General features: G+C 67.9%; 12 protein-coding genes and 2 rRNA genes. 3 read left to right on the top strand and 11 right to left on the bottom strand.

Going from position 1 to position 15,166, the window contains the following annotated elements; genetic code table 11:
• Window positions 1-55 precede the first annotated feature (55 nt).
• Genes RPQ07_RS29060 through RPQ07_RS29050 form a run of 3 tightly spaced genes read right to left on the bottom strand, consistent with a single transcriptional unit; the run spans window position 56 to window position 2,128 of the window.
• The gene (locus tag RPQ07_RS29060) at window positions 56-970 is read right to left on the bottom strand and encodes an NAD kinase (protein WP_313947173.1); all 915 of its coding nucleotides are present in this window, start codon (window positions 968-970) and stop codon (window positions 56-58) included.
• Window positions 967-1,782 (bottom strand): TlyA family RNA methyltransferase, encoded by an 816-nt coding sequence (locus RPQ07_RS29055; protein ID WP_313947172.1) that lies wholly within the window; start codon window positions 1,780-1,782, stop codon window positions 967-969. Before RPQ07_RS29055 ends, RPQ07_RS29060 begins: the two co-directional genes overlap by 4 nt.
• 7 nt (window positions 1,783-1,789) lie before the next feature.
• Window positions 1,790-2,128, bottom strand: coding sequence for a hypothetical protein (locus tag RPQ07_RS29050; RefSeq protein ID WP_313949064.1), 339 nt, complete (start codon window positions 2,126-2,128; stop codon window positions 1,790-1,792).
• A 201-nt stretch (window positions 2,129-2,329) separates the two neighbouring features.
• Here RPQ07_RS29050 and RPQ07_RS29045 point away from each other — a divergent pair, with 201 nt between their 5' ends.
• Window positions 2,330-2,677 carry an SCP2 sterol-binding domain-containing protein gene (locus RPQ07_RS29045; protein ID WP_313947171.1) on the top strand — a complete coding sequence of 116 codons (348 nt, stop codon included), beginning with the start codon at window positions 2,330-2,332 and terminating at the stop codon, window positions 2,675-2,677.
• Here the strand turns inward: RPQ07_RS29045 and RPQ07_RS29040 are convergent.
• The 3 genes from RPQ07_RS29040 to RPQ07_RS29030 form a co-directional block, all read right to left on the bottom strand.
• Window positions 2,661-3,479, bottom strand: a complete 819-nt coding sequence (locus RPQ07_RS29040) for an ABC transporter ATP-binding protein (protein ID WP_313947170.1) — start codon at window positions 3,477-3,479, stop codon at window positions 2,661-2,663. The two genes, RPQ07_RS29045 and RPQ07_RS29040, sit on opposite strands and share 17 nt — an antisense overlap.
• Window positions 3,480-3,571: 92 nt before the next feature.
• Window positions 3,572-4,600, bottom strand: coding sequence for a FecCD family ABC transporter permease (locus RPQ07_RS29035; protein WP_313947169.1), 1,029 nt, complete (start codon window positions 4,598-4,600; stop codon window positions 3,572-3,574).
• Entirely contained in the window at window positions 4,597-5,649 is a 1,053-nt protein-coding gene (locus RPQ07_RS29030; RefSeq protein WP_313947168.1) for a FecCD family ABC transporter permease, read from the bottom strand. The genes RPQ07_RS29035 and RPQ07_RS29030 overlap by 4 nt, the downstream gene beginning before the upstream one ends.
• A gap of 129 nt (window positions 5,650-5,778) precedes the next feature.
• On the opposite strand from RPQ07_RS29030, the gene RPQ07_RS29025 reads away from it, so the two are divergent.
• A complete protein-coding gene (locus tag RPQ07_RS29025; RefSeq protein WP_313949063.1) occupies window positions 5,779-6,768 on the top strand; it encodes an ABC transporter substrate-binding protein in 990 nt (329 codons plus the stop codon).
• Between the two features lie 65 nt (window positions 6,769-6,833).
• Here the strand turns inward: RPQ07_RS29025 and RPQ07_RS29020 are convergent, their stop codons facing one another.
• The gene (locus RPQ07_RS29020) at window positions 6,834-7,862 is read right to left on the bottom strand and encodes an HAD-IIA family hydrolase (protein ID WP_313947167.1); all 1,029 of its coding nucleotides are present in this window, start codon (window positions 7,860-7,862) and stop codon (window positions 6,834-6,836) included.
• A gap of 71 nt (window positions 7,863-7,933) precedes the next feature.
• Here RPQ07_RS29020 and RPQ07_RS29015 point away from each other — a divergent pair, with 71 nt between their 5' ends.
• On the top strand, window positions 7,934-9,214 hold the full coding sequence (locus RPQ07_RS29015) for a DUF1015 domain-containing protein (protein WP_313947166.1): 1,281 nt from the start codon (window positions 7,934-7,936) through the stop codon (window positions 9,212-9,214).
• Between the two features lie 87 nt (window positions 9,215-9,301).
• On the opposite strand, the gene RPQ07_RS29010 is transcribed toward RPQ07_RS29015, so the two are convergent.
• From RPQ07_RS29010 to RPQ07_RS28995, 4 genes are all read right to left on the bottom strand, one after another.
• Window positions 9,302-10,150, bottom strand: coding sequence for a tetratricopeptide repeat protein (locus tag RPQ07_RS29010; protein ID WP_313949061.1), 849 nt, complete (start codon window positions 10,148-10,150; stop codon window positions 9,302-9,304).
• Window positions 10,072-11,505, bottom strand: coding sequence for a hypothetical protein (locus RPQ07_RS29005; protein WP_413777790.1), 1,434 nt, complete (start codon window positions 11,503-11,505; stop codon window positions 10,072-10,074). Before RPQ07_RS29005 ends, RPQ07_RS29010 begins: the two co-directional genes overlap by 79 nt.
• 191 nt (window positions 11,506-11,696) lie before the next feature.
• Window positions 11,697-11,813 (bottom strand): 5S ribosomal RNA (gene rrf, locus RPQ07_RS29000).
• A 110-nt stretch (window positions 11,814-11,923) separates the two neighbouring features.
• Window positions 11,924-15,047 (bottom strand): 23S ribosomal RNA (locus RPQ07_RS28995).
• Window positions 15,048-15,166: the final 119 nt, after the last annotated feature.

The raw sequence follows: 15,166 nt of genomic DNA, 5'->3' as shown, positions 1-15,166 counted from the left end.
GGATTCACTCTCCCGGGCCGCGAGCGGCGGTTCCGGGGTCCTCGTCACGGAGGCGTCAATGGGGCGCGCCACGCCAACCGGACACCGGCAGCGCGAACTTGGCGACCAGACGGTCCGTGAACGACGCGTGGTGCAGCCGGGCCAGCCGGACCGGAACGGCTCCGCGGCGTACTTCGACCCGGGCCCCCGGTGGCAGTTCCACGGTCCGTCGCCCGTCGCACCACAGCACGCCGTGCGGGGTGTGCGCCTGCACCTCCACCGCGAGGACGGAGGTCGGCGAGGTCACCAGCGGCTTGGCGAACAGGGCGTGCGCGCTGATGGGCACCATCAGCAGCGCCTCCACCTCGGGCCACACCACGGGGCCGCCGGCGGAGAAGGCGTATGCCGTGGAGCCGGTCGGGGTGGCGCAGACGACGCCGTCGCAGCCGAACCCGGTCACCGGCCGGCCGTCGATCTCCAGGACGACCTCCAGGATGCGGTCGGGCGAGACCTTCTGCACGACCGCCTCGTTCAGCGCCCAGTCCTCGTGGAGGATGTCGCCGTTGCGGTGCACGACCACATCGATCGTCATCCGCTCCTCGACCTCGTACGCGCGGGTGACGACGCGGTCGACGACCTTGTCCAGGTCGTCGCGCTCGGCCTCGGCCAGGAATCCGACGCGCCCCAGGTTGACGCCCAGCATCGGCACGCCGGAGGCCCGGGCGAACTCGGCGCCGCGCAGCAGCGTCCCGTCGCCGCCGAGCACGATCAGCAGCTCACAGCCGTCGAGCACGCCCGGTGTCGCTTCGGGGACGGTCTGGACGGACGGCGGCAGCGGCAGATCGGCCGCCTCGGCCTGCAGCACGCGCACACCGAGACCGTTGCGCATCAGCCCCTGCACGACGAGTTCGGCGCTGCGGATCGCCGCAGGCCTGCCGGTGTGGGCGAGCAGGAAGACGGTGCGTCCTGAAGTCGCTGCTGGTGTGGTCAACGAGGTCCCTCCGCAACTGCACGATCGACGTCCGCCGGATCGAGCTCGGGCGCACCGGCCCTGAGCCACAGAAAGTATTCGACGTTCCCGGAGGGTCCGGGCAGCGGGCTGGCGGTGACACCCAGTACGCCCAGACCGAGTCCCGCGGCCTTGCCGGCCACGGTCCTCACAGCCTCCTTGCGCAGTTCGGGGCTGCGTACGACCCCTCCGCTGCCGAGGCGCTCCTTGCCGACTTCGAACTGCGGCTTGACCATCAGCACCAGATCGGCGTCCGGGGCCGTGCACCGGACGAGCGCGGGCAGGACGAGGCCCAGCGGAATGAAGGAGAGATCTCCCACCACCAGGTCCACCGCCTCACCGTCGATCGTGCCGAGCGTCAGCTCGCGCACATTCGTACGGTCTTTGACCTTCACGCGTTCATCACTTTGCAGAGACCAGGCGAGTTGTCCGTATCCGACGTCCACCGCGACCACCTCGCGGGCGCCCGCACGCAGCAGGACGTCGGTGAATCCCCCGGTCGACGCTCCCGCGTCCAGGGCCCGCCGTCCCTCGATCCGCAGACCCAGCGGTACGAAGGCCGCCAGCGCCCCGGCGAGTTTGTGTCCACCGCGTGAAACGTATTCGGGGTCGTTGTCGTCCGCCGACACGACGACGGCGGCGCTCGTCTCGACCTGGGTGGCGGGCTTCGTCGCGACATTGCCTCCGACGGTCACCCGCCCCGCGGCGATCAGCTGGCTGGCGTGCTCGCGAGAGCGCGCCAGGCTGCGGCGTACCAGCTCGGCGTCGAGACGGCGGCGGGCCACTCCTGCCACGTTCGGTTCAGCTCCTGTAGTTGTACGGGGGTGACGGCGGGGGCGCCTGAGGTGCGGGCGCCGGGCGTGCGTCGAGCGCGGTCAGCGCGTCGCGCAGCCCTCGGTGTACATCCTCGTACACCGCGAGGTGTCCGTCCGCCGGGAGGTGGTCGGCATCACCGAGCCGCTCGAGCCCGGCGTCGACCTCGGCGTTGCCGGTGGGCACGCGCTGGACACCGAGGGGGGAGGGCGCGGCGGGTTCGTACGCGGAGGTCGCGGAGGTCGCGGCGTCCCGCTCGGACTCGTGCTCCCGCTCGGACTCGTGCTCCCGCTCGGACTCGTGCTCCTGCTCGTGCCCGGCCGGCATGTCCCGCTCGTGCCCGGCCGTCACCGCCGGTTCCTGCTCCGGCACCTGCTCCGGGGAGATGTCCGGGGCCTGCTCCGCGGCTCCCGGGGCCGGTGGGGCGCCGTCGTTCCCCTGCTCCTGGATCATCCGGGCGTGCGGGCCCGGCATCGAGTCGCTCATGCCCAGACGCTACCGCGAAGCGCTGCGGTACCGTCGATCACGATGGCGACGACGGAGGAGTGCCGCAGCGCACTCAAGAAGCTCTCGGACAACCTGGCGCAGGCGAATGGTGATGTGCGCAGCGCGGCCGCGCTCGACCGTTCCCTGAGCTGCCACATCAGGGATCTGGACGTGACGTTCACCGGCCGCCTGGAGGGCGGCCGGATCGAGGTCGTGGACACGGTCGACGGACCCCCGCCCCAGAAGGCGCAGATCCGTCTCGCGATGACCGGGGACGACCTGGTGGCGATGGTGAACGGCGAGCTGAACTTCGCGAAGGCGTGGGCCTCCGGCCGGGTCAGGCTGGAGGCCGGCTTCCGCGATCTGATCCGCCTCAGGACACTGCTGTAACCGCGCCTGCAACCGCGCCACGCCTGCGGGCCGCAGGCACCACCAGCGGTGTCCCTGACTCCGGGTCGGCGATGACCTGGCTCTTCACCCCGAAGACCTGCTCGACCAGCTCGGCCGTGACGATGTCGCCGGGCGCTCCTTCGGCGACGACCCGTCCCTCGCGCAGGGCGATCAGGTGGGTGGCGTAGCGGGCGGCCTGGTTGAGGTCGTGCAGGACGGCGACCAGCGTGCGCCCCTGCTCCTCGTGCAGCTCGGCACAGAGGTCGAGCACCTCCAGCTGGTGCTGGATGTCGAGGAACGTCGTCGGCTCGTCGAGGAGCAGCAGCGGGGTCTGCTGCGCGAGTGCCATGGCGATCCACACGCGCTGGCGCTGTCCGCCGGACAGTTCGTCGACATAGCGCTCTGCCAATTCACCGACACCGGTGGCGTCCATCGACTCCTGGACGATGCGCTCGTCCTCGGACGACCACTGGCGCAGCAGGCCCTGGTGCGGGTAGCGGCCGCGTGCGACGAGGTCGGCGACCGTGATCCCGTCGGGCGCGATGGAGGACTGCGGCAGCAGTCCGAGGGTCCTGGCCACCTTCTTCGCCGGCAGGGAGTGGATGACCTGTCCGTCGAGCAGGACCCGCCCCTGCGAGGGCTTCAGCATGCGCGACAGGGCACGCAGCAATGTCGACTTGCCGCAGGCGTTCGGTCCGACGATGACCGTGAAGGAGTTGTCGGGGATCTCGACCGACAGGTCTTCGGCGATGACACGCTGGTCGTAGCCGAGGGTGACCGATTTCGCGGTGAGACGCTGCATGGTGGTCGTACTCCTGGATCGGGGGTTCACGGGCGTCACGGGTTTCGTACCCGACCCGGCTCGCGTGGGCGTGCTCGCGGGCGAACGGTCCTTCATATGCGTCCCGCCTTGCGTTCGGTGACGAGCAGCCACAGCAGATAGCAGCCGCCGAGCACACCCGTCACCACTCCGACCGGCAGTTGCCGGTCGCCGAACGCCGTGGACGCCGTCCAGTCGGCGAGGAGCATCAGCGCGGCGCCCATCACGGCGGCGGCGGCGAGGTTGGGCCCGGGCGAGCGGGTGAGCCGACGGGCGAGCTGAGGCGCGCTCAGCGCGACGAAGGCGATCGGGCCGGCGGCGGCCGTGGCGACCGCCATCAGCAGCACGCCGGCTCCCATCAGGACGACGCGTGTGCGCTCGACGGGGGCGCCCAGCGCGAATGCGGCGTCGTCGCCCATCTCCAGCAGGCGAAGCGGCCGGCCGTACACGAACACCAGGGGCACGAGGACCGCGAAGACCGCGAGCAGCGGCCAGAACTGGGCCCAGTCACGGCCGTCGAGCGACCCGGTCATCCACAGCGTGGCCCGGGTGGCGTCGATGAGACTGGCCTTGGTGACGAGGTAGTGGTTGACGGCCGTGAGGATGGCGGCCACACCGATGCCGATGAGGACGAGACGGTAGCCGTGGACGCCGCGCCTCCACGCCAGCACGTAGACGGCGACTCCCGTCACCAGTCCGCCGACGATCGCGCCTCCCGCCACGGCGAGGGGGTTGCCGTGGAACATGACGATCACGGTGAGCGCCCCGACGGTCGCGCCCTGCCCGAAGCCGATGACGTCCGGACTGCCGAGCGGATTGCGGGAGATCGTCTGGAAGATCGCGCCGCTCAGCGCGAGGGAGGCACCGACGAGGAGTCCGACGAGCGCGCGGGGCAGCCGCAGGTCCTGGACGATGAACTCCTGCGCGGCCGTGCCGTTCCCGAGCAGCGTGGCGACGACATCACCGGGCGCGATCGGGAAGTCTCCGCTGCCGATGAGGACGATTCCCGCGCCGAGGGTGACCACGGTGAGAACGAGGACGACCGCGACGGCCCTCGGGTCGGTCCGGACGGAGAGCCCGCCCGGGGTGCGTATCGCTTTCACAGCTGGGCCATCCTCTTGCGGCGTACGAGGTGGATGAAGACCGGTCCGCCGATCAGGGCGGTGACGATGCCCACCTGGAGTTCGGCGGGGCGGGTGACGACCCGGCCGACGACATCGGCGCCGAGCAGCAGCACAGGGGCGAGGACGGTCGCGTACGGCAGGATCCACCGCATGTCGGGGCCGGTGATGGAGCGCACGAGGTGCGGAATCATCAGCCCGATGAAGATGATCGGGCCGCAGGCGGCGGTCGCCGCCCCGCACAGCAGGGTCACGGCCAGCATCGACAGCGCGCGTGTGCGGTTGAGGTGCGCGCCGAGCGAGCGGGCGGTGTCGTCGCCCATCTCCATGGCGTTGAGCGGCCGGGCGAGCAGCAGGGCGAGCAGCACACCGGCACCGATGAACGGCGCGACCTTGCCGATGGTCTCCATGTCGGCGGAGGCCAGCGAGCCCACGGTCCAGAACCGCAGCCGTTCGAGCGCGGCCGAGTCCAGCAGCTGTACGGCATTGATGTATCCGTAGAGCGCGGCGGTGGCGGCGGTTCCGGCGAGCGCGAGCCGTACGGGAGTTGCGCTGCGGCTGCCGCCCAGGATGTACACGAGAACGGAGACCACACCGGCGCCGAGGAACGCGAACCAGACATATCCGGTGAGGGAGGTGACGCCGAGGAAGCTGATGGCGGAGACGACGGCGGCGGAGGCACCCGCGTTCACCCCCAGCAGTCCCGGTTCCGCCAGCGGGTTGCGGGTGAGTGCCTGCATCACCGCGCCGGCGAGACCGAGGGCGGCGCCCGCGATCAGACCGAGCAGGGTCCGCGGTACGCGCACATCGGCCACGATCACATCGTTGCCCGAGCCCTGGTTGTCGAAGAGGCCGTGCCAGACATCGGCAAGCGGAATCGACTTGGCACCGACGACGATGCTCGCGACACAGACCAGCAGCAGGACACCGACGGCCACCAGCAGCCCCGTGGCGCGCAGGAGATGGCGCTTCCGGGACGCAGGTGCGGATTGCGGCTCCGCGCTCTGTTTGGGGGGACTGTCGACCAACACGTGGTTAGGTTAGCCTACCCTCGCATTCGCTCTGAGACGAGGGAACTCCCTGTGCCGAACCGCTCCGTACCCGCCCAGCCGTACGAGTCCGCGACACCCGCGCCCCGCGGCGGCCTCAGCCGACGCGGGCTGCTCACCGCCACCGGCGCCCTCGGCCTCGGTGCCCTGCTCGCCGGCTGCGGCGGCAGCGAGAAGAAGCCCGTCGCAAGCGGAACCGCGGACAGCGGGCCCTGGAGCTTCAAGGACGACCGCGGAAAGGTCGTCAGGACCGACAAGACGCCGAAGAACCTTGTCGCCTTTGTCAGCACCGCCGCCGCGCTCCACGACTACGGCATCGAGTGCACCGGCGTCTTCGGACCCAGCAAGCCGGTGAACGGCAAGCCCAACCCGCAGGCCGGCAACCTCGATGTCGCGAAGCTGACCAGCCTCGGCGAGGCCTGGGGCGAGTTCAACGTGGAGAAGTACGCGGCGCTCCAGCCCGACCTGCTGATCAGCAACATGTTCCCGCCGCCCGCCCTGTGGTTCGTGCCGGAGGAGAGCAGCAAGAAGATCGAGGCCCTGGCGCCGACCGTCGGTATCGCCGGCGCCCACCGCTCCCTGCGCGAGCCGCTGAAGCGGGTCACCGACCTCGCCGCGGCACTCGGCGCCGACCTGAAGGCCCAGCAGGTCACCGCCGCCCGGGCGCGCTTCGACAAGGCCGAGGCGACCCTGCGGAAGGCCGCGGAGGCCAAGCGCGGCCTCAAGGTCCTCGCCATGACGGGCGATGCCGAGCAGATGTACGTCGCCGTGCCCGACTCCTACTGCGACCTCAACTACTTCAAGGATCTCGGCATCGAGTTCGTCGAGGGCAAGAAGAGTGACGAGTGGGGCTTCTGGGAGTTCCTCAGCTGGGAGAACGCCGGCAGGTACCACGCCGACCTCATCATGATCGACAACCGCTCCAGCGCCCTGCCCGCCAAGGAACTCGCCAAGAAGCCCACCTGGGCACGGCTTCCCGCCGTCAAGGCGGGCCAGACCGTGCCCTGGGCCATGGAGGAGCGCTACAGCTACCTCGGCTACGCGCCGGTCCTGGAGCAACTGGCCGCCGCCATCACCTCGTCGAAGAAGCTCAGCGGCTGAGCGGACTCCCCCGCCCACGCGCGGCGGGGAGTCCGAACGGCGACGGCCCTACGGCCCCAGAGCCTCTACAGACCCAGCCGGGACAGCGCCTTGCCCGCGTCGAGGGTGCAGGTGCCGTCCCCGGCTCGGGTCCACGCCGCCGCACACAGGGCACGCAGCCCGTCCAGCGGCTCACCCTCACCGTCGAGCGCCAGCTCCTCGTCCCGTACGTACGCGGTGAAGCCGCCGCAGGTGAACCCGTCCCCGTCCGCGGAGACTTCGGGCTGCCCCGTCAGCATCCCGCGCAGGTCGGCGTCCACGTACGTCGGCCGGTGCTGCGGCGGCGCGGCCAGCAGCTGCGCACCGTCGGTCACCCCGGTCAGCACGAGCAGCGAGTCCACACCGCCGTTGTGGGCACCCTCGATGTCCGTGTCCAGCCGGTCGCCCACCACCAGAGGCTTCGTCGCGCCCGTCCGCAGGATCGTCTCCTTGTGCATCGGCGGCAGAGGCTTGCCCGCCACCTGAGGCTCGGCACCCGTCGCAATCCGGACGACCTCGACCGCCGCGCCGTTGCCGGGCGCGATCCCCCGTCCGCTCGGAATCGTCAGGTCGGTGTTGGACGCGAACCACGGCACACCCCGCGCGATGGCGTAGCAGGCCTCCGCGAACCGGCCCCAGGCCAGGTCCGGGCCGCCGTAGCCCTGCACGACCGCCGCCGGGTCGTCGTCCGCCGACTCCACCGGCTCCAGACCGCGCTCGCGCAGCGCCACCCGCAGCCCCTCACCACCGACGACCAGCACCCGCGACCCGGCCGGCACCTGCTCGGAGATCAGCCGGGCGACGGCCTGGGCGGAGTTGATGACATCGTCGGCCGCCGCCGGCACTCCCAGCTCGGTGATGTGCTCGGCCACCACCTCCGGCGGGCGCAGCGCGTTGTTCGTCACATACGCCAGATGCATGCCCCCGTCCCGCGCGGTCAGCAGCGATTCCACGGCGTGCGCGATGGCCGCGCCCCCCGCGTACACGACACCGTCCAGGTCCAGCAGAGCGGTGTCGTACGCCTCGCTCAGCGCCGTCGCGCTTCCGCTCGGCCGGGTCCTGCTGGGCTGGCTCATTCGCTTCCGCTCCTTCGTCCGTGTCACTCCCCCGATCATCGCGCATCGGGCAACGCACATACGATGCTCGAATGAACAGCGAAGGTCCCGCGGCCAACGACGGTCTGTGCCTGATCCCCTTCCGTGGACTGCGATACGTCCCCGAGCGGGTCGGCAGTCTGGCCGCCGTGACCTCGCCGCCCTACGACGTGGTCGTCAGGCCCGACGGACTGCACCATCTGGAGTCCGCGGACCCGTACAACATCGTCCGGCTCATCCTGCCGCAGGCGGACAGCGCGGGTGCCCGCCACCGGCTGGCCGCCCAGACCCTGTCCCGCTGGCTGGACGAGGGCGTCCTGGCCCCGGACCCCGAGCCCGCGCTGTACGTGTACGAGCAGCGCCAGGACGACATCCTCCAGCGCGGCATCATCGGCGCGCTCGCCCTGTCCGAGCCGTCCGAAGGGGTCGTCCTGCCCCATGAGGACGTCATGCCGGACATCGTGGCGGACCGTACGGACCTGATGCGCACCACGGACGCCAATCTGGAGCCGCTGCTCCTCACCTATCGGAGCATGGGCGACGCGACGGGCGCGACGGCCGTCATCGAGCGGACCGTCCTGGGCTCCCCCCTGCTGTCGACGACCACCGAGGACGGCTTCAGCCACCGCCTGTGGTCCGTGACGGACCCCGGCGACCTCGCGGAGATCCGGAACGACCTGGGCGACCGCCAGGCCCTGATCGCCGACGGCCACCACCGCTGGGCGACCTATCTGCAACTGAACTCCGAGCACGACGCTCCCAGCCCGTGGAGCTACGGCCTCGTCCTGCTGGTGGACACGGCCCGCTACCCCCTGCGTGTACGCGCCATCCACCGGCTGCTGCACCGGCTCCCGGTCCGCAAGGCTCTCGCGTCCCTGAACGGCGCCTTCCGGGTCCGGCGCCTGGAGGTCCCGCTCGCCGAGGCGACGGCGGCCCTGGCCGAGGCGGCGGCCGAGGGCAACGCCTTCCTCCTCGCCGGCGACGGTTCGTTCCATCTCGTCGACCGCCCCGATCCCGAGCTGCTGTCCCGTACGGTCCGCACGGACCGCCCGGAGGCGTGGCGCACCCTGGACGCGGCGGTTCTGCACTCCACGCTGCTGGACCACCTCTGGAGCATCCCGGACGCGCCGGAGCACATCGCGTACATCCACGACACCGCAGCGGCCGTGGTGCAGGCCGAACGCCACGACAGCACTGCCGTGTTGATGCATCCGGTACGCGAGGAGGTCGTACGGGACCTGGCCCGCGAGGGCGTCACGATGCCCCGGAAGTCCACATCGTTCGGCCCGAAGCCGGCGACGGGCCTGGTGCTGCGGAGCCTGACCCTGGAGTGACGCGCGTATAGGCGTGACGTCACACGGAGACGACAGCAAAAAGGGCGGCACCCACGAGGGGTGCCGCCCTTTTGTCATCGCTGACGACTACGAGGACTTGTCACCCTCGGTGCCGGTGTCGGTGTCGGTGTCGGTGCTGATGTCCGTGTCCGCGTCCGTGTCGACATGGTCGGCCTCGTCCGCCTTCGCGTCGACGACATCGTCGCTCAGGTCGTCCTGCTCGTCGGCCTCGTCGTCACGCACTGCGGTCGCGCCGCTCAGGTCGCCGTGATCGGTGTCCTGCGCGTCGTGCTCGTCGTGCTCGTCATCCGCGTCGACGAACTCCACGCCGTCCAGCTCGGCGAGCCGGTCGGACGCGTCGGTGGCGCCGTCCTTGTCCGCCTCGAGCGCCTTGGCGAACCACTCACGCGCCTCGCCCTCACGTCCGGCCGCCAGCAGCGCGTCCGCATAGGCGTAACGAAGCCGCGCGGTCCAGGGCTGTACGGAGTTGGAGGCGAGCTCAGGGCTCTGCAGCGTCACGATGGCGGCATCGATCTGCCCCATGTCCCGCCGCGCCCCGGCCGCGACCAGCCGCATCTCGACCTGTCCGGCCTTGTCGAGCTTCTGCACCTCGGGCTCGCCGGCCATGGCCATGGCCCGCTCGGGCCGGCCGAGACCGCGCTCGCAGTCCGCCATGACGGGCCACAGCTCGACACTGCCGGTCATCCGCCGGGCGGCACGGAACTCGGCAAGCGCCTCCGAGTACTTCTGCGTCGCGTACGCGGCGAAGCCGGCGGCCTCGCGCACGGCGGCGACACGGGAAGCGAGCCGCAGGGCGATCTTGGAGTAGGCGTACGCCTGCTCGGGGTCCTCGTCGATCAGGTTGGCGACCATGACGAGGTTCCTCGCCACGTCCTCGGCCAGGCCCTTCGGCAGGCTCTGGAGCTCTTGGCGCACGTCCTTGTCGATCTCGTCGCCCGTGACGTCGTCGGGAATCGGGAGCCGCTTGATCGGCTCGCGGTCGCCACGGTCCCGGTCGCGGTCGTCGCGACGGCCGTAGCCACCACCGCTGGGACGGTCGTCACGGGAGCCGCGGTACCCACCCCGGTCGTCACGCCGGTCGTCACGCTGCCCGCGGTATCCACCACGGTCGCGGTCGTCACGACGCGGGGGACCGCTGGGACGGTCGTCACGGCGTCCGTAGCCACCGCCACCGCCGCCATGGCTGGGGCGGGACGACCCACGGTCGTCGTCACGGCGCGGACCGCTCGGGCGGTCATCACGCCGGCCGTAGCCACCACCGCTGGGACGGTCATCGCGACGGAAACCACCACGGTCACCGGAGCTGGGACGACCACCACGGTCGTCGTCACGACGCCCGTAGCCGCCACCACCACTGGGGCGGGACGACCCACGGTCGTCGTCACGACGCGGACCGCTCGGGCGGTCATCACGCCGGCCGTAGCCACCACCGCTGGGACGGTCGTCACGACGGTCATCGCGACGGAAACCACCACGGTCACCGGAGCTGGGACGACCACCACGGTCGTCGTCACGACGCCCGTAGCCGCCACCGGTCGGCCGCGACCCACGGTCGTCACGCTGCCCGCGGAAGCCACCGCGGTCGTCGTCACGGCGCGGCCCGCTCGGCCGGTCGTCGCGACGGTCATCGCGACGGAAACCACCGCCACCACCAGCGCTGCTCGGACGCCCGCCACGGTCGTCACGACGGGGACCGTAGCCACCACCGCCGGCCGGCCGGGACCCACGGTCGTCACGAGGTCCGCGGTACCCACCGCGGTCGTCGTCGCGACGCGGTCCGCTCGGCCGGTCGTCACGGCGGTCGTCGCGACGATCGTCACGACGGAAACCACCGCGGTCACCGGAGCTGGGACGACCACCACGGTCGTCGTCGCGACGCCCGTAACCGCCGCCGCTGCCACCGCCGGAACGGTCGTCACGACGGTCATCGCGACGGAAGCCACCACCGCTGCTGCTGCTGGGACGAGAACCGTAGCCGCCACCGGAACGGTCGTCGCGGCGGAAACCGCCACCGCCACCAGAGCTGGGACGACCACCGCGGTCGTCATCACGGCGCGGACCGCTCGGCCGGTCGTCACGGCGCCCGTAGCCACCACCGCTGGGGCGGCCACCACGGTCGTCGTCACGGCGGAAGCCGCCGCCACCACCGGAGTTGGGACGGCCGCCGCGGTCGTCATCACGGCGAGGTCCGCGGTTTCCACCGCGGTCATCGTCACGTCGCGGCCCACGGTCCCGGTCGTCACGGCCGCCGCGGAAACCGCCTCGGTCACCACCGTCCCTGCGACGCGGCTCGCGCTCCGGACGATCGTCTGGAGAGTTGGTGGACATCGGCGTGACTCCTGTCTTCGGGTACTGCAGTCATTCTCGCGCAGCCGGCCATCGGACGCGCTTCGAAAAAATAGGCAAAACAAAAAGGACCCGTGGTCCAGCGTGAACGCTGGACCACGGGTCCTTAAAGATTGTTCGGCGGCGTCCTACTCTCCCACAGGGTCCCCCCTGCAGTACCATCGGCGCTGAAAGGCTTAGCTTCCGGGTTCGGAATGGAACCGGGCGTTTCCCTAACGCTATGACCACCGAAACCCTATCGGGTTCTAGCGAACAAGCACACTTTTCAATTAAGTAGTGAAACTTGGTTCAACCGGTGCGACTGTTCGCAACCCGGGAACCACACAGTGGACGCGAGCAACTGAGGACAAGCCCTCGGCCTATTAGTACCGGTCAACTCCACCCATTACTGGGCTTCCATATCCGGCCTATCAACCCAGTCGTCTACTGGGAGCCTTACCCTCTCAAGGAGGTGGGAATACTCATCTCGAAGCAGGCTTCCCGCTTAGATGCTTTCAGCGGTTATCCCTCCCGAACGTAGCCAACCAGCCATGCCCTTGGCAGGACAACTGGCACACCAGAGGTTCGTCCGTCCCGGTCCTCTCGTACTAGGGACAGCCCTTCTCAATATTCCTACGCGCACAGCGGATAGGGACCGAACTGTCTCACGACGTTCTAAACCCAGCTCGCGTACCGCTTTAATGGGCGAACAGCCCAACCCTTGGGACCGACTCCAGCCCCAGGATGCGACGAGCCGACATCGAGGTGCCAAACCATCCCGTCGATATGGACTCTTGGGGAAGATCAGCCTGTTATCCCCGGGGTACCTTTTATCCGTTGAGCGACGGCGCTTCCACAAGCCACCGCCGGATCACTAGTCCCGACTTTCGTCCCTGCTCGACCCGTCGGTCTCACAGTCAAGCTCCCTTGTGCACTTACACTCAACACCTGATTGCCAACCAGGCTGAGGGAACCTTTGGGCGCCTCCGTTACCCTTTGGGAGGCAACCGCCCCAGTTAAACTACCCATCAGACACTGTCCCTGATCCGGATCACGGACCCAGGTTAGACATCCAGCACGACCAGAGTGGTATTTCAACGATGACTCCACAACCACTGGCGTGGCCGCTTCACAGTCTCCCACCTATCCTACACAAGCCGAACCGAACACCAATATCAAACTGTAGTAAAGGTCCCGGGGTCTTTCCGTCCTGCTGCGCGAAACGAGCATCTTTACTCGTAGTGCAATTTCACCGGGCCTATGGTTGAGACAGTCGAGAAGTCGTTACGCCATTCGTGCAGGTCGGAACTTACCCGACAAGGAATTTCGCTACCTTAGGATGGTTATAGTTACCACCGCCGTTTACTGGCGCTTAAGTTCTCAGCTTCGCACGCCCGAAAGCGTACTAACCGGTCCCCTTAACGTTCCAGCACCGGGCAGGCGTCAGTCCGTATACATCGCCTTACGGCTTCGCACGGACCTGTGTTTTTAGTAAACAGTCGCTTCTCGCTGGTCTCTGCGGCCACCCCCAGCTCGAGGAGCAAGTCCTCTCACCAGTGATGGCCCCCCTTCTCCCGAAGTTACGGGGGCATTTTGCCGAGTTCCTTAACCATAGTTCACCCGAACGCCTCGGTATTCTCTACCTGACCACCTGAGTCGGTTTAGGGTACGGGCCGCCATGAAACTCGCTAGAGGCTTTTCTCGACAGCATAGGATCATCCACTTCACCACAATCGGCTCGGCATCAGGTCTCAGGCTATGTGCTGTCCGGATTTGCCTGGACAGCGCCCTACACCCTTACCCCGGGACTACCACCGCCCGGGCTGGACTACCTTCCTGCGTCACCCCATCGCTTACCTACTACCACCTTGGATCGCCGACTCCACCACTTTCCTTTCCCCGAAGGGTCCGGAACGGCTTCACGGGCTTAGCATTAATGGGCTCGATATTGGGCGTTTCAAAGCGGGTACCGGAATATCAACCGGTTGTCCATCGACTACGCCTGTCGGCCTCGCCTTAGGTCCCGACTTACCCTGGGCAGATCAGCTTGACCCAGGAACCCTTAGTCAATCGGCGCACACGTTTCTCACGTGTGTATCGCTACTCATGCCTGCATTCTCACTCGTGAACCGTCCACCACTGCCTTCCGGCGCGGCTTCACCCGGCACACGACGCTCCCCTACCCATCCGTACTCCCGTTGGGGATATGTGTACGAATGACACGACTTCGGCGGTACGCTTGAGCCCCGCTACATTGTCGGCGCGGAATCACTTGACCAGTGAGCTATTACGCACTCTTTCAAGGGTGGCTGCTTCTAAGCCAACCTCCTGGTTGTCTCTGCGACTCCACATCCTTTCCCACTTAGCGTACGCTTAGGGGCCTTAGTCGATGCTCTGGGCTGTTTCCCTCTCGACCATGGAGCTTATCCCCCACAGTCTCACTGCCGTGCTCTCACTTACCGGCATTCGGAGTTTGGCTAAGGTCAGTAACCCGGTAGGGCCCATCGCCTATCCAGTGCTCTACCTCCGGCAAGAAACACACGACGCTGCACCTAAATGCATTTCGGGGAGAACCAGCTATCACGGAGTTTGATTGGCCTTTCACCCCTAACCACAGGTCATCCCCCAGGTTTTCAACCCTGGTGGGTTCGGTCCTCCACGACCTCTTACAGCCGCTTCAACCTGCCCATGGCTAGATCACTCCGCTTCGGGTCTTGAGCGCGCTACTATGTCGCCCTATTCGGACTCGCTTTCGCTACGGCTTCCCCACACGGGTTAACCTCGCAACACACCGCAAACTCGCAGGCTCATTCTTCAAAAGGCACGCAGTCACGACGCAAGGAACAAGTTCCTTGCGCGACGCTCCCACGGCTTGTAGGCACACGGTTTCAGGTACTATTTCACTCCGCTCCCGCGGTACTTTTCACCATTCCCTCACGGTACTATCCGCTATCGGTCACCAGGGAATATTTAGGCTTAACGGGTGGTCCCGCCAGATTCACACGGGATTTCTCGGGCCCCGTGCTACTTGGGTGTCTCTTAAACGAGCCGCATGAATTTCAGCTACGGGGGTCTTACCCTCTACGCCGGACCTTTCGCATGTCCTTCGCCTATCCATACGGTTTCTGACTCGTCTCACCGCCGGCAGACGATGATAAAGAGATCCCACAACCCCGCATGCGCAACCCCTGCCGGGTATCACACGCATACGGTTTGGCCTCATCCGGTTTCGCTCGCCACTACTCCCGGAATCACGGTTGTTTTCTCTTCCTGAGGGTACTGAGATGTTTCACTTCCCCTCGTTCCCTCCACACTGCCTATGTGTTCAGCAGCGGGTGACAGCCCATGACGACTGCCGGGTTTCCCCATTCGGAAACCCCCGGATCAAAGCCTGGTTGACGACTCCCCGGGGACTATCGTGGCCTCCCACGTCCTTCATCGGTTCCTGGTGCCAAGGCATCCACCGTGCGCCCTTAAAAACTTGGCCACAGATGCTCGCGTCCACTGTGCAGTTCTCAAGCAACGACCAGCCACCCACCACCCCGCTGAAAACAGCGAGTTCACTGGGGCCGGCATCGCGAAGGACGAGCTCACGCTCGCACCCTC

The sequence above is a fragment of the Streptomyces sp. AM8-1-1 genome (assembly GCF_032229325.1).
Lineage (GTDB): Bacteria > Actinomycetota > Actinomycetes > Streptomycetales > Streptomycetaceae > Streptomyces > Streptomyces achmelvichensis.
Note: the sequence above shows the minus strand (reverse complement) of the source record. Positions and strands in the feature narration are given on the sequence as shown.